The organism is Niallia sp. FSL M8-0099 (assembly GCF_038006945.1).
GTDB classification, from domain to species: Bacteria; Bacillota; Bacilli; order Bacillales; family Cytobacillaceae; genus Niallia; species Niallia circulans.
The window spans coordinates 627,443-651,049 of sequence record NZ_JBBOWF010000002.1 but is presented as its reverse complement, the minus strand read 5'-3'; the positions used below and the strand labels follow the sequence as shown (position 1 = coordinate 651,049).

Sequence of the window (23,607 nt, the reverse complement as noted above, 5' to 3'; positions counted from 1 at the left end):
TTCGTGGGTAATACTGGTATTTTAAGAGGTAAATAGTTTTGATAGAAGTCGAGTGAAGGCAAATATAGATGTAAGCAGAAGAAGTATAAATTTTTTGCAAAAAAAGACATACACCAGAAGATAAGTGTATGTCAGGTATAAAGATTAATTTAAAGTAGAAGTGTCTGTTGTAGTGCTTGTATTAGTATTAGTATTAGTATTTGATTCAGTGTCTACTGTTGTATCTGTATCCGTTGTACTGTTGGAGTCAGATTGAAGACTTTTAGTGATTCCTAAATGTTGCTGAAGAATCGATTTTGTTTCTGCTAATGCTGTTTCATCCAATTGATAGATGTACTTATTATCGACACGGCCGTCAGTTCCAGCTAGCGTTAGTGTCTCCACTTGTAAACCATTATCCGCAGTTGCATATGCAATTAAAGATTGCATATCGCTAAATGATAAGTCTGTTGTCATATTGCTTCCGATCGCTTCCATCACTTTTGAGTATTTGGTAATCCCTTCGATAGAGACTGCTTTTTTCATAATGGCTTGCATAATTAATTGTTGTCTTTTCCCACGTTCAATGTCGTTATCGATTTTTCTTGTTCGTGCAAGGGCAAGTGCTTGTTCGCCGTCCAATTCTTGATAACCTTTTTCAAGATGAATGGCGCCTGCTTTATCCTTTGAGTTTTGTTCTGTAAATGTTACTGGAACATCGACATCAATTCCACCTAATGCATCTACTACATCCATAAAGGCATCGAAATTCATTTTTACATAATAATCAACAGGAATATCTAGCAATTCTTCCACTGTGTCTAAAGTTGATGAAACTCCGCCGAAATAATGGGCATGAGTAATTTTATCAGAATAGCCACGTTCCGGAATATACACATAGGAATCACGTGGGATGCTCAGCAATTTAACGGATTTTTCTTTTTCATTTAAAGTAGCAAGCATGAGAGCATCGGAACGAGAACGGGTTGTGCCAGATTTGCTCGATCTTTTCTTACTATCATCTACTCCAATGAATAAAATTGAAACGTCATCGATGTTTGGATCTACTTTTGTATCCCTTTTAGAATCACGGTCAATTGGCTCGTAAGAATCATCTGCCACTGATTTTGCCTTTGAATATAAGGTAGCTCCATAACCAATCCCTGCTAAGATAATAACCAGCAATGGGACAAAAATAAAAAGCTTAATTTTTTTTCGTTTCTTTTTCTTTGTATCCTTTATTAAAGTCTCTCTTGTATTATTTGCCATAAGTTTCTCCTTTTTGAATTAAGAAATAGCGGAATGAAATTTATACATACTATCTTACCTCTATCACTCTTTAACGTAAATTAGTAATTTATTTCTATACCAGGTATATTTTTGTATTAATTGTAAAAAATTCAAATGAGGGTTTCTGCGTACAAGGTGGCTTTTTCTTTTATAATACCTTGTCCATTCGTCAAGTCAGTTATCCAATCCTTATAAGTCTCCACCTCATCAGAATCTACAAAGACATCTATTTCGACATTTTCTAAATAATGGATATCTTTAATTTCATAGTTCTTTGAACGCAATTCATTTTCTATTTTACCAAGTAAGGGATACTCGATGGATACACTGATTATTTGCTTTAACTTTCTTTCGATAATACCGATATTTGCTAATCCTTCAGAGGTTGTTTTTCCATAAGCACGAATAAGCCCACCTGCACCAAGCTTAATCCCACCAAAGTAACGGGTAACAACGACTGTTGTATCTTTCAGTCCTTTTTTCTTCAGGACCTCAAGAATTGGTACTCCTGCGGTGCCACTCGGTTCCCCATCATCGTTTGCTTTTTGAATTTGATCATGCTCTCCAATTAAGTAAGCAGAACAATTATGTGTTGCGTCTTTATGTTTTTTCTTGATTTCTCCTATGAAAGCCTGTGCTGCTTCTTCTGTTTCTGTTCGAGCGATATGAGCAATAAAGCGTGATTTTTGAATAATTAGTTCATATTCTCCGTAGCTAGGCACAGTAAGATAGGAAGGAAGCATATGGGCAGCTCCTTTCTTTGTGTCTCTTTCCACTAATATTGGCGGTTTCATCATATTTGTTCGTTATATAAGCTTTTTTTTGTAACCATTTTCTATAAAAAAATAGTAGAAAATCGATAATTAGTCTTATTTCATTATAATTCGACATTGTTTATTGTTCAATTATTGTTCGCATTGTAATCAAATCTTAATATAGCGATTTAGCAAGCATGATATAATAAGTAAAACTCCATGCTCGAAAAGACCCGCTACATATGGTATGGGCTATATTTCATGGAGAGGCTTACGAGTCTTTGATTACAGGCGCCGTTATCTATCTATTTTCTTTTACTTTTTTTTTGGTTTAGAATAGGATAAGATTATATTATTGCATTTTTACATACTTTTTCACAGTAATTCTTGATGTTAATAGGTCTTCGGACATGGTTTTATATAGGGGGGATATATGTCTAAATAACGATTTTAATTTATTTTTCGATGAATTAAACATATTATTAACTTTCAAGCTAAAATAAGAATGGATGTTGGAAGGGTTTTAGCCTTTTTGGAGGAATTAAATATGTTGATAAGGAAATTTGACACAAAAACGTTAGATTATATTGTAGAACAAATGATTAAAACCGTTGGTTCAAGCAAAGATGAAATTTTTCGTATTGGAGAACAATGTCGACAAGATTATGAAACCCTTACCGAAGAATTAAAAGAAATGAAAGTTCTTGTATTAGAAACGATAGAAAAAGGAGACAAGCTAGAAATCCAGTCTCGGTTTGCCCGTAAACGCTTATCAGAAGTGAGTAAGCATTTTAATGAATACTCAGAAGCAGAAGTACGCGAAGCTTATGAAAGAGCACATACACTGCAAATGGATTTAAGTGTGAATCGGCACTTAGAAAAGCAGTATCGAGAACGCCGCGATGATTTAGAGCGTCGATTGTTAGGTCTAGATGAAACCATTAAGCGGGCAGAACATCTGGTCACACAAATTTCTGTCGTGATGAATTATTTGGTTAGTGATTTAAAGCAAGTTGGCGAAGTAATCGAAGACGCCAAACAAAAGCAGGATTTCGGACTGAAAATTATTGGTGCCCAGGAAGAAGAGAAGAAAAGACTTTCTCGAGAAATACACGATGGTCCTGCACAAATGATGGCAAATGTAATGATGCGCTCTGACTTAGTGGAAAGAATATATAAAGAGCGTGGGGCGAAAGAGGCCTTTGAAGAAATCAGAAATTTAAAAGTGATGGTACGAAGTGCATTATATGAGGTAAGACGAATTATTTATGATCTTCGTCCAATGGCTTTAGATGATCTTGGCCTTATTCCGACCCTAAAAAAATATTTGAAAACAACAGAAGAGTATCATGACTCAATAAAAATTGAGTTTGCCACCATCGGAAAAGAAACAAGACTTCCAAGCAAATATGAAGTTGCAATTTTTCGCTTAGTTCAAGAATCAGTCCAAAATGCTTTAAAGCATGCAGAAGCATCTAATATCTCCGTAAAAGTAGAATTACGAATGGAGCAAATTATCGTCTTAGTTAAGGATAATGGAAAAGGATTCGATAAGAATGAGAAAAAAGAAGAATCCTTTGGTTTAATTGGGATGAAAGAAAGAGTAGAACTACTGGATGGGGAATTAACCATTGATTCCAAACTTGGAGTTGGAACCATTGTTATGATCAACGTTCCTATTAGATGATAAGAATGACTGTTTTCGAGAAGTATGTTATTTTAACCAAAATGAAGTTTAACATTTTTGTGTTGAATGGATTGGAGGATGCTTGACTCCTATCAAGTAGTGTGTGGAGAGGAAAGCAAGAAGTTCATTTCCTGCCAAAAATAACATTGTGACGAAAAGAGCTTAAAGAAAATAAGGGAGGCGGAGCAGTTGACTACAAGGATAGTTATTATTGACGATCACCAATTATTTAGAGAAGGGGTAAAAAGAATTCTCGACTTCGAATCGAGCTTCGAAGTAGTAGCTGAAGGAGACGATGGTACACAAGCTATTCAGCTAATCGAAGAATACCAACCCGACGTAACAATCATGGATATAAATATGCCTACCATTAATGGTGTAGAGGCAACAAGACAATTACTAGAGAAATTTCCAGAAACAAAAGTCATCATCCTATCTATACATGATGATGAAAACTACGTAACCCATGCCCTTAAAACAGGTGCGAGCGGTTATCTGCTTAAGGAAATGGATGCAGATGCATTAATTGAAGCAGTTAAGGTAGTAGCAGATGGAGGGTCTTATTTACACCCGAAAGTAACCCATAATCTCGTTAATGAATATCGCCGTTTAGCAATAGAGAATGCGAACTCGGATGAACATCATGTCCAAGTAGTAGAAATTAGAAGACCATTGCATTTGTTAACAAGACGTGAGTGTGAAGTTTTACAGCTTCTTGCTGATGGAAAAAGTAACCGAGGAATCGGCGAGGCACTATTTATTAGTGAAAAAACGGTTAAAAACCATGTAAGTAATATTTTACAAAAAATGAATGTGAACGACCGTACACAAGCAGTAGTTGTTGCTATTAAAAACGGTTGGGTAGAAGTTCGTTAAGAAAAAAGGGGTTACCTAAATCACTTGTTGGTTTGAGGAAACTCCTTTTTTTAACGAATTGTTTTATTTGGTGAGGTTGGTGTTTTCGTTGCAATTGCAATCATATGAAAATGCGATAAAATTGTAGGAAGTGAAAGTAAAGAAATATTGCCCTCCTAATCAACCTCTAAAGTGAAAAATCTGTTATAATATTTCCTTGCCATTTAAAATTCCATATAAATTCCTCTTTATGTGCATTATAATAGAATTAATCGATAATGCTAATTAACTTTTATAGTTAAAATATGTATACAAACGAATAGATAAGGAAGGTAACTAATTGCATGAAAACAGCTATTGTTACAGATAGTACGGCCTATATTCCTAAAGAGGTGAGGGAGAAGTACAATATATATATGATCCCATTGACAGTTTTCTTAGGGTCAGAAGTATATGAGGAGGAAAAAGAATTAACCGCATCTGAATTTTATGAAGCAGTTAAAAAGATGGACCTGCCTACTACTTCTCAACCAGCTATTGGAAAATTTGTAGAGCTATTTGAAGAACTATCTAAGAATTATGATGAAGTAATAAGTGTTCATTTATCAAGCGGAATCAGCGGCACTTATCAAGGTGCCATTACTGCTGGAGACATGGTCGAGGGCATTGAAGTATTTGCTTTTGATACAGAAATAAGCTGCATGGTTCAAGGCTTCTATGCAATAGAAGCAGCCAAATTAGTCCAACAAGGGAAAACCGCAGCAGAAATCATACCCATTCTGGACGAATTAAAACAAACAAGCAATGCCTACTTTATGGTAGATGATCTATCCAATCTCCAAAGAGGCGGCCGACTTTCCAGTGCTCAAGCAATCATCGGCAGTCTCCTGCAGGTAAAGCCATTGCTGCATTTTAAGGATAAAATAATCGTTCCATTTGAAAAAATCCGCACAAAAAAAAGAGCAATGAGGCGAATTGTCGAACTTCTCCGCGAAGAAACGAATGGAGGTAGCTACTACGCTGCCATCATCCACGGTAATCGTGAAGAAGAAGCAAAAGAATGGAAAGCAGAATTAGAACAAGAATTCCCTAATATCGAATTCTCTTTAAGTTACTTTGGTGCTGTTATTGGTACACACTTAGGAGAAGGATCAATGGGACTTGGCTGGATAAAGAAAAGATAATAATGCTGTTTGGAATCCCGGTTCTTGGAAAAGAATCGGGATTTATTTGTGGGAGTCGCAAGGAAAGGTCGAAAGGTCGCAAGGAAAAGTGAGGGGGGCGCAAGGAAAGGTCGAAAGGTCGCAAGTAAATGTGAGAAAGTCGCAAGCAAGTGGGGAGGTCACAAGGAAAAGTGGAGAAATCGCAAGTAAAAGTAAAAAAGCCGCAAGCAAAGCCAAAATACATACAAGAAAACGCAAAATAGCAACAAACAAAAGCCTTAAATATGCAACAAAAATTACTACTATCCTCTCAAGAAAGCACGGATTTTATTAACATTAGCCTTTTTAATCAAATAGGCAGGAATTTCAAATGGCTATATAGAATAAATTCAGTATGAAAAAGAAAGGAAGTGAGCAGTTGATCGTAAAACCAATTGAATATCCACATCAAGCGCTCCAATTAGAGGCCTTGCTCTCGAGGATTAGAACTAATCATCCTAATATTTCGTTGATAAATCAAGATTATCAACGGAAGTTGGCAGGATACAGGGGAGAGAAGGCAGTGGATTTCCCACTTAGTTTTTTGCCAGATGATGAATACTTTATTCTGCATGATTTACGCCTATGGGACGGAAAACGTTTTTTTCAAATTGATGTATTAATTCTGCATGCGAAATATGCGTTAATCCTTGAAGTGAAAAATATTGTTGGCGAGCTATACTTTGATACTGATTTACACCAAATGATACGAATAAAGGAGGAAGAAAAAGAGGCATTTCCTGATCCTATTATTCAAGTGAACAGATTAAAGCGACAGTTTGAAGGCTGGCTATTAGCTAATCAATTTCCTGCTATTCCAATTTACGCTCTCATTGTATTTAGTAACCCAAAATCAATTTTGCGGTTATCCTCTCCTCAAATTCAAACCTTTAAAAACACCATCATTCATAAAGAATATTTACCAGAATTGATTCCCAAACTCACTTCTTCCTATAAAGAATCTTTTCTTCTAACAGAGGAAAGAAAGAGATTAATCAAATGTCTTAAAAGAAAGAATACTCCTTTAGATACAGATATTTTGCAAAAATATCAGGTGAAAAAGTGATATTATTTCTGGAGTGAAATGTGAAAGCTGTAATCAATTTTTGATATGTAAACAAATGCACTATTGGTATTGCCCTAGCTGTAGCAATAAGTCAAAAAACGCTGCCCTCCCCACTTTCAAGGATTATTACCTGCTTTTGGAGAGGAAATAAGCAATTCACAACTAAGACAGTTCATGCAAGTTGACTCTATTTATATAGCTTCAAGGATATTAGCAAATTTGAAACTGAAAAGAACAGGCTGTGGAAAAAAGACGATTCATCATTTAACCTTAACTCAATTTAAATCAGAACTAGGAGGAAAATAATGCGTTTTTATCAAAAGGACAATATATTACTCCCAACGAAAAGTAATTCCCCTCACTCTTTCCGAATCTCAAATGCTTCCCAAAATCAACTGATAACGCCGTCGCTTAATAGAGCTTATCCATTTAATCCACAACTCCAAGCCACGCTCCAAGGTAAAGCTTTACTACTAGCTGAACTCCCCTTCTCTGAACAAGAAATCCAAACACATTACGAAAATGGTTATTGCTCATATAGGAAAGGTGTGGAGAAAAAAGCACGCAATAAATATATTTGCATGCGTTGTGGCAATGAAAATCAGGAGTTATTTGCTACTTTTCCCTGCGCGCGCTGTCAAGAACACTGCACTTATTGTCGAAATTGCATCATGATGGGGAGAATAAGTGAATGTACCCCATTAATTACATGGCACGGACCAGAACGAGATCAAGAAACATCAAAAATCACTTTACAATGGAGCGGCAGGCTTTCGCAAGGACAGCAAGTGGCATCAGAGAAAATGGAGCAAATTATCGAGGCACAATCGGAGCTCCTTATCTGGGCAGTGTGCGGCGCTGGGAAAACGGAGATTCTTTTTAAAGGAATTGAAAAAGCACTGCGAGATAATCAACGTGTATGTATTGCTACTCCTCGTACAGATGTTGTCCTCGAGTTGGCTCCGCGACTGCAGGAAGTTTTTCCGGAAATAAAGGTACTGCCTGTTTATGGTGGTAGTGAAGAACGTCATCAGTATAGTCCGCTAACCATTAGCACGACTCACCAACTTTTCCGGTTCCACCAAGCCTTTGACCTCATTATTTTGGATGAAATGGATGCATTTCCATATTCCGTCGATAAATCGCTTCAATACGCTGTGCAAAAAGCTAGGAAAGAACAATCGACACTTATTTATTTAACGGCAACTCCCGATAAAGGCTGGCAAGAAAAGTGTAAGCATAACAAAATACACTCTGTGACTATTCCAGCACGCTTCCATCAATATCCGTTGCCTGTTCCAGATTTTCAATGGTGTGGGAATTGGGAAAAGGGCTTGAAAAAGGATAAGCTGCCTGTCATGCTAGTTGATTGGATTCGAAAACGGGTTCCACACAATAAATCAATGCTTTTATTCGTGCCGAAAATTCATTATATGGAAAAAGTAAAAAAGCTGTTGCAGCCAATTGTTGATACGATTGAAACAGTTCATGCCGAAGATCCTGATCGAAAGGAAAAGGTACTAAAAATGCGTAATAAAGAAGTAAATTTGCTTGTTACCACAACGATTTTAGAAAGGGGCGTCACTTTTCCAAATGTAGATGTTGCAGTGCTAGGAGCAGAAAATCGGATTTTCACAGAGAGTGCCCTTGTACAGATTGCGGGAAGAGTAGGGAGGAAAAAGGAATTTCCAGATGGAACGATAACTTTTTTTCATTATGGAAAAACAAATAATATGGTATTAGCACGAAAGCAAATTAAGAGTAGCAATCAGGAAGCAAGAGAGAAGGGGATGCTTCTATTATGATTTGTGTGATTTGTTTAGCACCAGTTATACCGGAATTTAATTGGACCTATCTTTTCTCAAAAGAACCAGAATGTTATTTATGTGCCAGTTGTAAAGAGAAGTTAGCAGTAATAAAGGGAGATACTTGCCGAACTTGTGGCCGATCTCTGCAGTTGCTGGAATCTGTTCATATTAAGGATGGTATGTGCCATGATTGTCAAAAGTGGGAGGGCGTAGAGGAATGGAAAGGAATACTGCAATCCAACCAATCGTTATTTTTGTACAATGATTTTTTGAAAGAAACGATTGCACGGTTTAAATATAGAGGGGACTATCAAATTGCTGCAGCCTTCGTTTCATTTTTACCGAAGGATTTCGGAAAAAATAAAGTGGTGATGCCCATTCCATTAAGTGACGAACGTTTGTACGAAAGAGGCTTTAATCAAGTAGAGGCAGTTCTCTTTTATGCAAAAGTTCCTTACGTAAATGGTCTTGTGCGCACACATAGTGAAAAACAATCGAAAAAAACACGGAAACAACGATTACAGATAGAAAATATTTTTAAAATAGAGCAGAAAGAGGCTGTTATTGCTCAAGATATTGTTCTGGTGGACGATATATATACTACAGGTGCAACGTTACGAAATGCAGCGAAAGTGCTAAAGGAAGCGGGAGCAAAGTCCATCACTTCCTTTACGATTGCAAGATGAGGAGGAATCATAGATGGCTGAACTAGGGAATTGCCCAAACTGTGGCGATATATATGTGTTAAATAACATTCGAGATGTGTGTTTGAAATGCTATAAACAAGAAGAAGCAGATTATGAAAAAGTATACCAATATATTCGCAAAAAGCAGAATCGCACAGCACAGATGGATGATGTGGTCGAAGCAACTGGTGTAGAAAGAACGTTGATTTATAAATTTATTAAAAAAGGCAGAATCAAGCTTGCCCAATTCCCTAATCTTGGATATCCTTGTGCCAAGTGTGGAACGATTATTCGCGAAGGGAAGCTGTGTCATTCTTGTTTATCAGGAATACAGAATGATCTCAATGTGATGGAAAAAGAAGAAGAACGAAAAAGAGAAATTGAAGAACGAAATAAATCAGCCTATCGAGTATTAGATAAAAGGTAGAATAATTAAAAAAGTTTAATAGAATTATTTTTCTATTAAACTTTTTTAATTAAATTTTACCATTTTTCTTGAATAAATAAAGTTAGAAAGCATTGGGCCGATATAGTAAGAAGAATGTATTTTATGGGAGTGTTATTATGCAAATATCTAATAAAACCCAACTATCCAATATAACAACCAATGAAAAACAATTAGAGCTTTTAAAAAATGAAACATATAATGCCCAAATTAAATCTCGGATTTCAGAAACTGAAGCGGTTGTCCAAATTAAAGGAAAAGACTTTAATGTGAAATTTGAAGAAACGATTCCCAAGGAAAATCGAGTTTCTGTCCAAATTAGTGATATGGATGGTGGTGAAATAAAAGTTAAAACAAACACCACTAAAACTCCTGACTTACCATCGAATCCTTCATCAGAGAAAATGATAGAAGATATGAGTATTTCAGAAAAAAGTAAAAATGAATTAAGAATGGCAACGGCTATTTTAGGAAAAAAGACTACTATAAATAGAGATATATTAGTTCAGTTAAATGCATTTTTGGAAGATGAAACAGGAACAATAGAAGAAAAATTAGTTTCAATACGTGCTCTGGCAAGTAAAAATCTAGAGATATCAGCAGTTAATTTACGTTCTATTCATGCAGCAGTTAATGGAGAGCCTTTAAATGATATCATTACAAAAATAGCTAATGCGATAGACCCTAATTTTCAAAAAAATTTATCGGAAAATCAAGTAGAACATCATAATACAGTCTATGCTTTAAAAAGTGAAACTAGTTCAAAACCAAATAATGCTTTGAGTAAATTAATAAGTGAATTATCTTCTGCAATCGAAACGGAAGCGGATATTCAGAAAGGAATAGAGCTATTACGTACAAAATTAAGCGAAAATCCACGGATATCGAAAGAGCATATAAAAAGTATTACACAAGCTATACAAGATTCTGAAAAACTGCAATCGATAGCCAAAACTAAAATAATGGATGTATTGACTAATATAAAAACAGGCAATTTACAAGAGTCTGCTACGGAATTGAATAAAGTAAAAGACCAAATAAAGCAAGAGCCAAACCTACAAAAAGCGATCCAAACGGTAAAAGAAACGATAATCAATAATCCGAAAATGCCGCCGGAAGTAGTAAAACAGGTAGAACAGGCAGTAAGAGAAGCAGCAATAAGTCAGCGTTTAGGCCAGGAAAGTGCGGGCAGAGAGAAATTAGTCCAAGCGATCACAAAGGCCGAACAAGAAGTCACGGCCCAACAATCCAAACCCGTAGCAATAGATCAAGGCAAAGCAGTACAAGATCAATTGAACCAAACGAAGGATCAAATAAAGCAAGAGCCTAATCTACAAAAAGCAATCGAAACAGTAAAAGAAACGATAGTCAACAATCCGAAAATGCCGCCGGAAGTAGTAAAACAAGTAGAACAGGCAGTGAGAGAAGCAACAATAAGTCAGCGTTTAGGCCAAGAAAGTGCAGGCCGCGAGAAATTAGTCCAAGCGATCACAAAGGCCGAACAAGAAGTCACGGCCCAACAATCCAAACCCGTAGCTATAGATCAAGGCAAAGCAGTACAAGATCAATTGAACCAAACGAAGGATCAAATAAAGCAAGAGCCTAATCTACAAAAAGCAATCGAAACAGTAAAAGAAACGATAGTCAACAATCCGAAAATGCCGCCAGAAGTAGTAAAACAAGTAGAACAGGCAGTGAGAGAAGCGACAATAAGTCAGCGTTTAGGCCAAGAAAGTACAGGCCGCGAGAAATTAATCCAAGCACTAACTCGCGCCGAACAAGAAGTCACGGCCCAACAATCCAAACCCGTAGCAATAGATCAAGGCAAAGCAGTACAAGATCAATTGAACCAAACGAAGGATCAAATAAAGCAAGAGCCTAATCTACAAAAAGCAATCGAAACAGTAAAAGAAACGATAGTCAACAATCCGAAAATGCCGCCGGAAGTAGTAAAACAAGTAGAACAGGCAGTGAGAGAAGCAACAATAAGTCAGCGTTTAGGCCAAGAAAGTGCAGGCCGCGAGAAATTAGTCCAAGCGATCACAAAGGCCGAACAAGAAGTCACGGCCCAACAATCCAAACCCGTAGCTATAGATCAAGGCAAAGCAGTACAAGATCAATTGAACCAAACGAAGGATCAAATAAAGCAAGAGCCTAATCTACAAAAAGCAATCGAAACAGTAAAAGAAACGATAGTCAACAATCCGAAAATGCCGCCAGAAGTAGTAAAACAAGTAGAACAGGCAGTGAGAGAAGCGACAATAAGTCAGCGTTTAGGCCAAGAAAGTACAGGCCGCGAGAAATTAATCCAAGCACTAACTCGCGCCGAACAAGAAGTCACGGCCCAACAATCCAAACCCGTAGCAATAGATCAAGGCAAAGCAGTACAAGATCAATTGAACCAAACGAAGGATCAAATAAAGCAAGAGCCTAATCTACAAAAAGCAATCGAAACAGTAAAAGAAACGATAGTCAACAATCCGAAAATGCCGCCGGAAGTAGTAAAACAAGTAGAACAGGCAGTGAGAGAAGCAACAATAAGTCAGCGTTTAGGCCAAGAAAGTGCAGGCCGCGAGAAATTAGTCCAAGCGATCACAAAGGCCGAACAAGAAGTCACGGCCCAACAATCCAAACCCGTAGCTATAGATCAAGGCAAAGCAGTACAAGATCAATTGAACCAAACGAAGGATCAAATAAAGCAAGAGCCTAATCTACAAAAAGCAATCGAAACAGTAAAAGAAACGATAGTCAACAATCCGAAAATGCCGCCAGAAGTAGTAAAACAAGTAGAACAGGCAGTGAGAGAAGCGACAATAAGTCAGCGTTTAGGCCAAGAAAGTACAGGCCGCGAGAAGTTAGTGCAAGCACTAACTCGAGCCGAACAAGAAGTCACAGCCCAACAATCCAAACCTGTAGCAATAGACCAAGGCAAAGCAGTACAAGATCAATTGACTCAAGCAAAAGATCAAATAAAGCAAGAGCCTAATCTACAAAAAGCAATCCAAACAGTAAAAGAAACAATTATCAACAATCCAAAAATGCCGCCGGAAGTAGTAAAGCAAGTAGAACAGGCAGTGAGAGAAGCTGGTAATTTAAGAATGATGGGGAAAGAGCAGCTTGGGTTGAATAAAATAAACCAAGTTTTACAACAAATCAATGAATCTACTAAAATCAGTGATTCTACATCAACTCATCAGATTAATGAAAAAGTTGGACAATTAATAAACAGTATTAAAAATAACCTATCTATTCCTAATATTGTTAATGAAGTAAAAGAAATGGTGAATAATAATAAATCTATTAGCCCCCAGCAGGTTAAACAGCTAGAGCAGGTTATTAATCAAGCAGATCAATTAAATGTAGCGTCCAAAGAGCGTATAAAAACTGCTCTTAATCAGGTTATAGATATGGATAATTCAAAAATTCCTAATGAAAAGAGTCAAGTTCAACAAAATGAGAGCAATAGAGAAGCTGCTAGGGCTAACACGACAACTCAATTACAAATGGATAGTATCAAACAAGCTGCTAAACAAATACAGAAAGAGCCTATTTTAGAAAAAGCACTAAATGATTTAAAATCTGAGCTTGGTAAAAATGAAAACTTAAGTCCAGATAAAAAAGAAAAGATAGAAAAAGCAATTAATACTTCATTAGAGTTAAGTAGTAAAGGCAGAGAGATGGCATCTAGACAAAACATTTCTAAAGCTTTACAAGAAGTAGAAACTGCAATACAACAGGAAAATAAAAATTATGTAGAAGATAGTTCTCCAAAACAAGTGGAGATGGAAGAGAAACGATGGGATAGTCAGTTACAAGCCATGGGCATCTCTTCAAAGGATATATTGGTAACAAAAATATCACAAAAATTAGCAGAGGCAACACATGAATTTAGAGATATAAAGAGAGAAATCTATCGGAATTTAGATAATGCGCAAAAATTAATGGAAAAGTATAAGGATTCAAGTATTCCGCAAGCATCCAAAATAATTGAAAGTACAATCGCTAAATTAGATCAAACAATTTTAAAAAGTGATTTAATGTTATATGCCGATATGCGTACCGAAAAACGATTACTCCAAGCGAGCTCTCAATTAGCAGAGGCAAAAAAATATCTCTCTAATGGAAATACTGCAAAAGCAACTGAAATTGTTTCAGAGGTGAAAAAGATGGTTGATAGTATTCAATATAAGCCGTCTGAACAAAAAATTGTCCACTATGTTTCAAAAAGTAGTGCATTATTAGAAGAAGTATCTCCATTGAAAAGTTTGGTAAGACAATCTGAAGATATTGGAAGGAATTATATATTAGAAGGAGAAGAGCCTTCTTCACGACAAATGTATGAAAAAATCCGCTCACTCGGTTTAAATCGAGAGAGTGATGTAGCCAATAAACTTGTTTCAAGTCATACACCAACCAAAGAACAAGAAGATAATCTAAAGACAACATTATTAAAATTGGCTAGCAGTGAAAATTTAGGTGATGAAACAGTAAGCAGGCAGGCGGAACAGGCACTAAACAATATTAACGGACAACAATTATTAAATAAGCAAGATTCATCTAGCCAATTGCAAAGTATGTTCTTTAATTTGCCCATGCTGTTAGGCGAGAAAAATGAGAACATACAAGTATTTATCAATTCAAAATCAAAAGGGGAACAAGTAGATTGGGAAAATTGCAATCTTTACTTTCTTTTAGAAACGAAGAAATTAGGAGATGTTGGAATTTTATTGAATGCAACAGATCGCAATCTATCCATCACCGTAAAAAATGATTCAGCAGATTTTGAAAAGAAAATGTCGCCACTATCTAAAATTGCGGTAGATCGTTTACAAGAGATTGGTTATCAAGTACAAAATATCCATTTTACGCATCTTACAAATCCTTCAGCTGATACAATAGAGAAAAAAGATAATAAAAGACTTGCCAGCGTTAATGATTTCATACAAGAGAAAGGAGTTAACTTACAAATATGAGCATGACAAGATATTATAATCAAAAAAATCGCTTTGAAAGAAATGGACCAGTTGCAGCAGTATTAAAATATGACGATAAAAGCACTGCCCCTTCTGTTGTTGCACAAGGGAAGGGAGCAGTTGCTCAACAAATAATAGAATTGGCCCAGAAAAATAATATCCATATGCAAGAAGACTCCTCTCTTGTTGCCAATCTATTAGATATGGACTTAGGAGATAGTATTCCTCCTCAATTATATTCAGTAATAGCAGAAATTCTTCTATTAATTGAAGAAATGAATAAAAAATATTAAAGAAATTAAAAGATGTTCCGATAAAAAAAACAGGAGCATTTTGGAGGTGGAAAATCATGGCTAACCTTATTTCAGAAGAAGTACTCTATCAAAAATCTCCACAAGAACTCACAGCATTATTATATGAAGCATGTCTAAATAATTTAGAAGAAGCAATTGAAAACATAGAAAATAAGGATTATATCCTCGCGAATGTAAAATTAAAGAAAGCTAATGACATTGTCTGGAGACTTGGCGCTGGGATTAACTATGAGGCAGGAATTATCGCCGATCAACTAGACATGTTATATAACTATATTGCAGGAAAACTTATTGATGCCAATTTAAAAAAAGATATATCCATTATCCAAGAAGTCAAAACGATAATAGAAGAACTACTTGCAGCTTGGTCTGTAAGCATGAAAGAAAAAACACCTAAGATAAATACTGGTCTTCGCCAAAAAACATTGGCATACGAAAAAAATATCATGACATATGATAAAAATTAAAACAAAAGGAGTATATTAAAATGAAAATTAATCACAATATTCAGGCACTAAATGCTTACCGTAATCTATATCAAAACCAATTCAATACTTCCAAAAACCTAGAAAGACTATCTTCTGGTTTAAGAATCAATCGTGCAGCCGATGATGCAGCAGGGCTTGCGATTTCAGAAAAAATGCGTTCACAAATTAAAGGTTTATCTATGGCAGAACGCAACTCACTTGATGGCGTTTCTTTAATGCAAGTAGCAGAAGGAGCAATGAACGAAGTACACTCAATGCTTCAACGTATGCGTGAATTATCAGTGCAAGCAGCAAATGACACAAATACAGATTCAGATCGTGAGTCTATTCAATTAGAAATTGATCAGTTATTAAAAGAGATTGATAGTGTTGCTGCTAAAACTGAATTTAATACGCGTAAACTATTAGATGGTTCTAGTGCGGTAGATACACAATTCCTTGTAGGAGAACAGGATAAAACAAATTTAAAGCAGGTTCCGACAGTAGTAGATCCTACCTTAGCAACTGGCAAATATGAAGTGGCAGTTTCGGGAACTCCACAATTTGTTAATACGTTAAATCAGCCAGGTGCTGGAATCAGTTCCTCAGATGTTCTTACAATGGATTCAGACAGTGACTTAGCATTAGGAGAATACTCTGTTGTAGTTACAGGATATCAGGATGATGGAACAAAAAGAAGCGCCAATATTGAAATTTTTGATCCAAGCGGATTTTCTATTGGACAGCTTGCGGCAGTAGTTGGTGAAGATGGAGCAGAAGAGACAATTGGAACAGAAACTGGCAAGCAAATAAAGATAGATACAACACAAATCACTGGAAACGGTACAGCAAAAGTTCAAATAGAATCTAAAGTTACATTATCTGTATCTAAAGTAAATGAAGATGATTCTACAACGCCAATTACTTTCTCGAAAGAGCTCATTACAAGAAATGGAGAAGTAGAGCACGGCGGATTGAAGTTATCTTTTGGAGCAAATGTTAAAGAAGGCGAATCGCAATTTGATTTAACAAACAAAGCCCTAACATTCCAAATTGGTGCCAATACAAATCAGAATTTAAATATTGATATCCCGCAATTAAGCACAGTAAAACTTGGAATAAATGATTTAAGTATTCTTTCAAATGATAGTGCAAGCAAAGCAATTTTCAATATTGACCAAGCAATTAATCAGATTTCATCTATTCGTGCTAAGCTAGGTGCTACACAAAACCGTTTAGAGCATACAATTAGCAATCTGCAAGTAACAAATGAGAACTTAACATCTGCTGAATCACGTATCCGTGATACAGATATGGCTCAAGAAATGACCGAGTTTACAAAAAATAATATCTTGAATCAATCAGCGCAAGCGATGTTGGCTCAAGCAAATCAATTACCAAATGGAGTTTTACAGCTTCTACAATCGTAATTATTAAATCTAAGCTAGTCCTGGTAAAAGATGGACTAGCTTTCTTCTTTTGGTTTTATGATAATATAGAAGGAAAACAATAAACCTAATTACAATTTTTCATCTCTTGTAAATCTAAATATATTTATAATTATTAAAGGGAGGTATATATTTGGAAGTTCAGAGAGTTTCGAGGACAACTACGGATAAAATAAAAAGTAAAGATAACTTGCCAGCGGAAAGTATTTCTTTTCAAGAAGTTATTTCTAAAAATCGTCAGCAGGCTGTTTATGAAAAATTATCAAAATTAGTAGAAGAAATTGAGGGACAAGGGAAGAAATTATCGGAACATCGTACGGTAGATGATTTGCGTAGATATAAAAAAATGGTAAAAGATTTTATGGATGAAGCAGTTAACAATGCCTTGAAATTAGAAGAGCAAAGTGGTTTTAATCGCAGAGGAAGAACGAAAGTATACAAGATCGTTAAAGAAGTGGATAAAAAGTTGTTGGAATTAACCAATACCTTATTAGACAAAGAAAAAAACGGTTTAGATATATTACAATCAGTTGGAGAAATTCAAGGGCTTTTAATTAATATTTATACCTGAATAAGTATTTAGAACTATTGCGGCAAGTGAATTCTCTGGGATTCTATGCTGCTTTTTTATTATATCGGGATATTTATCTAAATAGACATTAAATAAGAATAGGCTGGTTAGAATAGAAATAGGAATATCAGTCTAATTTTTATAAAAACAAGTTTTAGTCTTTAAAAGGAAAATTTTTGACCGATATAGAAGATAGAAGAACAAGAACTGAAAGATGAATATAGTTAAATTTCAATATATGAAACGGAAGGTCGAATTTTTTGTAGAGGAGTGTAAAAATGAAAATTAATAATTTTAATCCAGTAAATATGAACCCATATAAAAAACAAATGGAAAAAAATGCTGCTGCACAAAATATTAAAAAAGAAGATAAAGTGGAAATATCAAAAGCTGCGTTAGAACTTCAAGGTACACAAGATGAAGTTAGACTTGAAAAAATTCAGGAGCTAAAAAAACAAATTAGTGACGGAACATATCAAGTAGACTCAAAAGAAGTTGCCGAAAAAATTCTATCATTCTGGAAAAAGGGCTGAGGAAAGATAGGTGGAATTTCGGATGCAGATCGAAACGATTGAAGCTTCATTAAATGACATACTTTCCTTGCATGAAGATCTGTTGAAACTTTCTTTTGAAAAAAAAGACATACTTATTAAAGGGGATACAGATCAATTACGAGCAATAACAGGAAAAGAACAAAAGTTAATTAAAGCTATTCAAAAAAAGGATCAAGAATTGCAATGGAATTGTAATGGCTTTATAGGTAGTGAACAAAAGCAGACGACATTAGATGATGTTATAAAAACGGTTGACGATCAAACGAAAGATATATTAATGGAAATAAAACAGAAACTGGTAGAAGTGCTGGGGTTAATAAAAACGCAAAATGAGACAAATCAACAACTTATTAATCAATCTCTGCAATTTATTGAGGTCTCGCTTGACTTATTAAAACCCGATATAGACACCTATAATTACAATCGTTCAGAATCGAAAACATCTTATGAAAAAGAAAGATATTCGATATTTGAATCAAAGGTTTAGGAGGAGAATCAATGGTTTCAACCTTTATGGGCTTAGAAACTGCAAAGCGTGCTCTAACTACACAGCAATCGGCTATTGCTACAGCAGGGCATAATATTGCAAATGCTAATACATTAGGTTACACAAGACAAAGAGTAAGTTTAGCTGCTACACAAGGATATCCAGCAGTTGGTCAGAATAGTCCAGTGATGCCAGGGCATTTGGGGACTGGTGTTCAAGCTGATCAGATCGAACGGATAAGAGATAGCTTTGTAGATATGCAATATCGTAAAGAGTCTAGTAAATTGGGGTATTGGGATTCAAAGGCACAAATGCTATCACAAATGGAAAATGTTATGGATGAGTTATCTGGAACAGGGATTTCGAATAGTATGGATCAATTTTGGAATTCCTTACAGGATTTAGCGACAGAGCCAGAAAATGAAGGGGCAAGAAGAGTTGTTAGAGAACGCGGCTCTGCTCTTGTGGATACGTTTAAATATATGTATTCTTCATTAAAAGCAATTCAAAAAGATAACAGAAGTGAATTAGAAAATACGGAAGATAATATTAATAGTGTGTTAAAACAAATTAACCAATTGAATCAGCAAATAGGTGCTGTGGAGCCTAATGGTTATTTGCCTAACGATTTATACGATGAACGTGATAGATTGCTAGATTCTCTTTCTACCATGATGAATATTAAAGTAGAAGCTAAGTCAAGCGGCGGATTAGCTCGGGCAAGTGCTGAGGGATTATATGATGTATACATGGCAACGCCTGAAGGTGACATATTGACAGATTCGAATGGCCAGCCTATAAAACTTATAGATGCCTCAACAAAAACAGCAAATGGAATCCATATTCAATTTGATAGTAGAGATGAATTAGACAGTCCTGTTACCTCTATTAAATTTTTTAAACTGAATGATGATCCAACTGCTAAAAGCAAGTTTGACGGAATAGAAACAGATTCGGATGCGGATGCTGCAAATGGCCTGTACACTTTAAACGATTTCAAGGCCTTAAATAGTCAAGGTAAGCTGAAAGGCGTAATTGAGGGTTACGGTTACATGGAAGGTGGAGAAATAAAGGGCATATATAATTCTATGTTTGACGATTTAGATGAAATGGTCTATACGTTTGCAACTGCCTTTAATGAAGTTCACCGAAGCGGATATAGTTTAAATGAAATACAAGATGGAGTAGCAAAAGATATTGACTTCTTTAGTTTTACAGACAGTAATATAACAGCTGATAACCCGAAAGGTGCAGCTGCTAGTATTGTATTGTCTAAGGAAATTTTAGAGGATGTAGAGAATATAGCAGCGGCTACAGAAGCCTCTGCTGGAAATGGAACAAATGCACTAAACCTTGCGAAAGTAAAAGATTCTATTCTTGATTTTGGCGGAAATAAAACAAATGTCCAAGCCTTTTATCAAGGGATTATCGGTAAATTAGGGGAACAAGCTTCTGAAGCAAATAGGATGGAAAGAACTTCAGGAATATTAAGAGATTCTGTTGAACAAACAAGAATGTCTGTAAGTGGTGTATCAATTGATGAAGAGATGATTGACTTAATCAAATACCAGCAGGCATATAATTCAGCGGCAAGAATGATTACAATCGTGGATGAAATGCTTGATAAAGTTATTAATGGAATGGGTGTTGGAGGAAGATAAAAATTTCCATTTCCTAACTAATTAAAACTAGGAGTGTAATGGGCAAATGAGAGTAACACAATCAATGCTTACTAATAATAATTTGAAATACATTAGTAACAGCTATTCGGATTTACAAAGACTTTCTGATCAAATTACAACGGGAAAAAAAATAACAAAACCCTCTGATGATCCAGTTGTAGCCATGAAAGGGATGCGTTATCGTACACAAGTAGCGGAGATAAAACAATATCAGCGAAACCTTAATGAAGGATATAACTGGATGGAAAATGCTGATACCGCTCTAGATAGCGCGAATCAAATTTTACAAAAAATTAGAGAATTGACAGTACAAGCATCAAATGATACCTATGATGAAACAGCACGCAAGAATATTGTAAATGAAATTACAACATTACAAGAACAGCTGGTTACGTTGGCAGAAACAAAAGTAGGGGATAAGTATATTTTTAATGGCACTGATACAGCGTCTTCTCCAATGAATTTAAATCAAATAAATATGGATTTCGGTGGATTCCAGGCTGGCTTAGCAGACGGATCTATTAATCCTTCTGAATATGTAATAAATTATCAAGGGAATAATTACACCTATGATAGCACAGATAATATGTATAAAGATAAAAATGGATCTTCGATTAAAATCGATGAAAGTACGGGAGAAATCACGTATACCTATCAAGAAGAATTAGCATATAAAGATGGAGAAACAGTTGCTGTAGAAAAGAATTTAGATAGTGAAAGTATCGTTATTTCAAAAGATACTGCTGTTTCGACGAATTCAAATCGTGTGCTATTAGAAGTTTCGAAAGGTGTATCCATTCCTGTTAATGTCGTTTCAAATGAAGCTTTTTCATTAGATATGTTCGGCGGGATTGAGGCCATTAAGAAAATGATCTCGGATCCAGATGCAACAGGGAAGGAAATAACTAAATCATTAGATGCTATTGATGGATATATAAATAATGTGGTTTCTACACAATCCCAATTAGGAGCACAATTGAATCGTGCTGAAATGGTAGAGAGTAGATTGAAGCAGCAAGAAGTTGTTGCCAATAAAACCCTTTCTGAGAATGAAGATATGGATTTTGAAGAAGCGGTGATGGGCTACTTAACACAGCAAATGGTTCATAATGCAGCACTTCAAGTAGGAGCGCAAATTATTCAAAGATCATTAGTAGACTTCTTACGATAAGCTGTCCGATTGGATAGCTTTTTTCGTTTATAATAGAAGTAACTATAGATAGGATATCAAACGGAATTTTTCTTCTAGCAAATGTAAAGAATAAATTGAAAATAAGAATGGTGGTTATAAAGTGGAAATTAAAACGAAATTTCATGGGAATGTTGCTATAGAAAAAGATAAAATAATTCGATTTGAACAAGGATTACCTGGATTTGAAGAGGAAAAGGAATTTTATATATTACCTTTAGAAGGAGGAGCAGACCTTTTTGTACTTCAATCAGTAGCAACCCCCTCATTAGCTTTTGTAATGATTGATCCATTTTTGTATTTTAAAGAATACGCAGTGAAAATTCCCGAAGATGTGAAAGAGTTATTGAATATACAAGATACAAAGGAAGTAGTTATCTTTTCTCTATTAACTATTAAAGAAGAATTGAAAAGCATTACAGCTAATCTTCAGGGCCCTATTGTTATAAACGATAGATTGAAAAGAGGAAAACAAGTCATATTAGTAGATTCAGATTACCAAACAAAACATGAACTTTTTCTTTTTAAGGAACAAAAGGAGGGTTCTAAATAATGCTTGTATTAAAACGGAAAGTAAATCAATCGATAAAAATCGCAAATGATATTGAAATTACGATCCTTGCAATTGAAGGAGAGCAAATAAAAATCGGAATCGAGGCTCCCAAAAATATCGAAATACATAGAAAAGAGGTCTATGTAGCTATTCAAAATGAAAATAATGAAGCTGGAGATGCCTCCGTTGAGTTTATAAAAAATCTTACTAATCAAATTAGGAAAAAATAATTAGATTTTTATAGTCAATATACTAAACATAAATCATTGCCTGACGATATATTTAATAGAACGGCAATTCAAGAAGGCGGCCGACTACTTGAAATGACCGGCTAACCACATGGATGTGGAACTATTTATATTCAGGGAGGAAAACAAACAATGATTATCAATCATAACTTATCAGCGATGAATACATATCGCCAAATGGGTGCAAACCAAGCAAATGCTTCTAAATCTATGGAGAAATTATCTTCTGGTTTACGTATTAACCGTGCAGGAGACGACGCAGCTGGTCTAGCAATTTCTGAGAAAATGCGTGGACAAATCAGCGGTTTAAACCAAGCACAACGTAATGCTCAAGATGGTATCTCATTGATCCAAACAGCTGAAGGTGCTTTAAACGAAACGCATTCCATTCTACAACGTATGCGTGAACTTGCTACACAAGCAGCGAACGATACAAATACAGATCAAGACCGTCAAGAATTACAAAAAGAATTAAACCAATTAACTTCTGAAATTAACCGTATTGGTAACAATACTGAGTTTAACCAAAAGAAACTATTGAATGGTTCACAAGAACTTTCTGGTGCTGGAGCTGCAGCTGGTAAATATACTTCTGCTGCTGGTAATTTCAGTGGTGGTGGTATTAAACTACAAATCGGTGCTAACTCACTACAAAACTTCACTATCGACATTTTTGATATGCGTGCAGAAGCTCTTGGTGTTGCTGGTACTTCTGAGGGATCTGCTAAACTTAGCGGATCTTCAACTTTTAAAACTGTTGCAACTGCAAATGCTAACGAAACATTCTTTAATGCTAGTGGTGCTAGTACTACTGGACCAAGTGTAAAAACAGACAACGGAACAGTTATTTCTGCTGAATTAGTAAACAAATCAGAAAATGCTGTATTTGCATCTGGTAGCCAAAATAAATTAACAGATGTTGGAAATAAAGATGCTGCTCAAACTTATGCATTAGATATCCGTTCTCATAAAACTGCTACAGCATCTATTTCTGTAATCGATGCTGCGATCAGCCAAGTTTCTGCTGAACGTTCTAAATTAGGGGCATTCCAAAACCGTCTAGAGCATACAATCAGCAACTTAGGTAACTCTTCTGAGAACCTACAATCTGCTGAGTCTCGTGTACGTGACGTAGATATGGCGAAAGAAATGATGGAAATGACTAAGTCTAACATCCTTTCTCAAGCATCTCAATCTATGCTTGCTCAAGCAAACCAACGTCCACAATCAGTATTACAATTATTAGGATAATAAATAGCAAAAAAATGGCTACCGAATTCGGTAGCCATTTTTTTGTATCTGATGTTTTTATCTACTACGCTTCCAATATTTATATGCTTTTTTATTA

At 35.5% G+C, this 23,607-nt stretch carries 21 protein-coding genes; 19 read left to right on the top strand and 2 right to left on the bottom strand.

Translation table 11 applies throughout. The features are described 5' to 3' along the window. Positions 1 to 144: 144 nt before the first annotated feature. Positions 145 to 1,248: an LCP family protein gene (locus tag NSQ92_RS18005; RefSeq protein WP_095334300.1), complete on the bottom strand. Its 1,104-nt coding sequence runs from the start codon at positions 1,246 to 1,248 to the stop codon at positions 145 to 147. A 131-nt stretch (positions 1,249 to 1,379) separates the two neighbouring features. Continuing rightward, a complete protein-coding gene (locus NSQ92_RS18000; RefSeq protein WP_341153026.1) occupies positions 1,380 to 2,012 on the bottom strand; it encodes a YigZ family protein in 633 nt (210 codons plus the stop codon). Between the two features lie 559 nt (positions 2,013 to 2,571). Between NSQ92_RS18000 and NSQ92_RS17995 the strand changes: the two genes are divergently transcribed. From NSQ92_RS17995 to NSQ92_RS17905, 19 genes are all read left to right on the top strand, one after another. After that, positions 2,572 to 3,711 (top strand): sensor histidine kinase, encoded by a 1,140-nt coding sequence (locus tag NSQ92_RS17995; protein WP_341153025.1) that lies wholly within the window; start codon positions 2,572 to 2,574, stop codon positions 3,709 to 3,711. 189 nt (positions 3,712 to 3,900) lie between these two features. After that, entirely contained in the window at positions 3,901 to 4,587 is a 687-nt protein-coding gene (locus tag NSQ92_RS17990) for a response regulator (RefSeq protein ID WP_047943671.1), read from the top strand. Positions 4,588 to 4,910: 323 nt separating this feature from the next. Then, positions 4,911 to 5,750 (top strand): DegV family protein, encoded by an 840-nt coding sequence (locus tag NSQ92_RS17985; protein ID WP_144544712.1) that lies wholly within the window; start codon positions 4,911 to 4,913, stop codon positions 5,748 to 5,750. Positions 5,751 to 6,147: 397 nt separating this feature from the next. Next, the gene (locus tag NSQ92_RS17980; protein ID WP_341153024.1) at positions 6,148 to 6,834 is read left to right on the top strand and encodes a nuclease-related domain-containing protein; all 687 of its coding nucleotides are present in this window, start codon (positions 6,148 to 6,150) and stop codon (positions 6,832 to 6,834) included. A gap of 305 nt (positions 6,835 to 7,139) precedes the next feature. Beyond that, positions 7,140 to 8,639: a DEAD/DEAH box helicase gene (locus NSQ92_RS17975; RefSeq protein ID WP_341153023.1), complete on the top strand. Its 1,500-nt coding sequence runs from the start codon at positions 7,140 to 7,142 to the stop codon at positions 8,637 to 8,639. Further along, positions 8,636 to 9,328, top strand: a complete 693-nt coding sequence (locus tag NSQ92_RS17970) for a ComF family protein (protein WP_095334307.1) — start codon at positions 8,636 to 8,638, stop codon at positions 9,326 to 9,328. The genes NSQ92_RS17975 and NSQ92_RS17970 overlap by 4 nt, the downstream gene beginning before the upstream one ends. Positions 9,329 to 9,341: 13 nt before the next feature. Then, positions 9,342 to 9,755 (top strand): TIGR03826 family flagellar region protein, encoded by a 414-nt coding sequence (locus tag NSQ92_RS17965; RefSeq protein WP_095334308.1) that lies wholly within the window; start codon positions 9,342 to 9,344, stop codon positions 9,753 to 9,755. A 137-nt stretch (positions 9,756 to 9,892) separates the two neighbouring features. Beyond that, positions 9,893 to 14,746: a hypothetical protein gene (locus NSQ92_RS17960; RefSeq protein ID WP_341153022.1), complete on the top strand. Its 4,854-nt coding sequence runs from the start codon at positions 9,893 to 9,895 to the stop codon at positions 14,744 to 14,746. Then, complete coding sequence (locus NSQ92_RS17955) at positions 14,743 to 15,039, top strand: EscU/YscU/HrcU family type III secretion system export apparatus switch protein (RefSeq protein ID WP_047944767.1); 297 nt, start codon at positions 14,743 to 14,745, stop codon at positions 15,037 to 15,039. Before NSQ92_RS17960 ends, NSQ92_RS17955 begins: the two co-directional genes overlap by 4 nt. A 56-nt stretch (positions 15,040 to 15,095) precedes the next feature. After that, the gene (gene fliS / locus NSQ92_RS17950) at positions 15,096 to 15,527 is read left to right on the top strand and encodes a flagellar export chaperone FliS (RefSeq protein ID WP_047944768.1); all 432 of its coding nucleotides are present in this window, start codon (positions 15,096 to 15,098) and stop codon (positions 15,525 to 15,527) included. Positions 15,528 to 15,547: 20 nt separating this feature from the next. Further along, complete coding sequence (locus NSQ92_RS17945; RefSeq protein ID WP_047944769.1) at positions 15,548 to 16,957, top strand: flagellin N-terminal helical domain-containing protein; 1,410 nt, start codon at positions 15,548 to 15,550, stop codon at positions 16,955 to 16,957. A gap of 151 nt (positions 16,958 to 17,108) precedes the next feature. Then, on the top strand, positions 17,109 to 17,546 hold the full coding sequence (locus tag NSQ92_RS17940) for a YaaR family protein (RefSeq protein ID WP_047944770.1): 438 nt from the start codon (positions 17,109 to 17,111) through the stop codon (positions 17,544 to 17,546). A 278-nt stretch (positions 17,547 to 17,824) separates the two neighbouring features. Then, on the top strand, positions 17,825 to 18,079 hold the full coding sequence (gene flgM / locus NSQ92_RS17935) for a flagellar biosynthesis anti-sigma factor FlgM (RefSeq protein WP_047944771.1): 255 nt from the start codon (positions 17,825 to 17,827) through the stop codon (positions 18,077 to 18,079). A 22-nt stretch (positions 18,080 to 18,101) separates the two neighbouring features. Continuing rightward, positions 18,102 to 18,587, top strand: coding sequence for a flagellar protein FlgN (locus NSQ92_RS17930; protein ID WP_047944772.1), 486 nt, complete (start codon positions 18,102 to 18,104; stop codon positions 18,585 to 18,587). 11 nt (positions 18,588 to 18,598) lie between these two features. Beyond that, positions 18,599 to 20,248 carry a flagellar hook-associated protein FlgK gene (flgK, locus tag NSQ92_RS17925; RefSeq protein WP_047944773.1) on the top strand — a complete coding sequence of 550 codons (1,650 nt, stop codon included), beginning with the start codon at positions 18,599 to 18,601 and terminating at the stop codon, positions 20,246 to 20,248. 46 nt (positions 20,249 to 20,294) lie between these two features. Further along, positions 20,295 to 21,440 (top strand): flagellar hook-associated protein FlgL, encoded by a 1,146-nt coding sequence (gene flgL / locus NSQ92_RS17920; RefSeq protein ID WP_341153021.1) that lies wholly within the window; start codon positions 20,295 to 20,297, stop codon positions 21,438 to 21,440. 121 nt (positions 21,441 to 21,561) lie between these two features. Further along, a complete protein-coding gene (gene fliW / locus NSQ92_RS17915) occupies positions 21,562 to 22,011 on the top strand; it encodes a flagellar assembly protein FliW (RefSeq protein ID WP_047944777.1) in 450 nt (149 codons plus the stop codon). Continuing rightward, positions 22,011 to 22,241 carry a carbon storage regulator CsrA gene (csrA, locus tag NSQ92_RS17910; protein WP_047944779.1) on the top strand — a complete coding sequence of 77 codons (231 nt, stop codon included), beginning with the start codon at positions 22,011 to 22,013 and terminating at the stop codon, positions 22,239 to 22,241. The genes fliW and csrA overlap by 1 nt, the downstream gene beginning before the upstream one ends. 150 nt (positions 22,242 to 22,391) lie before the next feature. Continuing rightward, a complete protein-coding gene (locus NSQ92_RS17905) occupies positions 22,392 to 23,510 on the top strand; it encodes a flagellin N-terminal helical domain-containing protein (protein ID WP_341153020.1) in 1,119 nt (372 codons plus the stop codon). Positions 23,511 to 23,607: the final 97 nt, after the last annotated feature.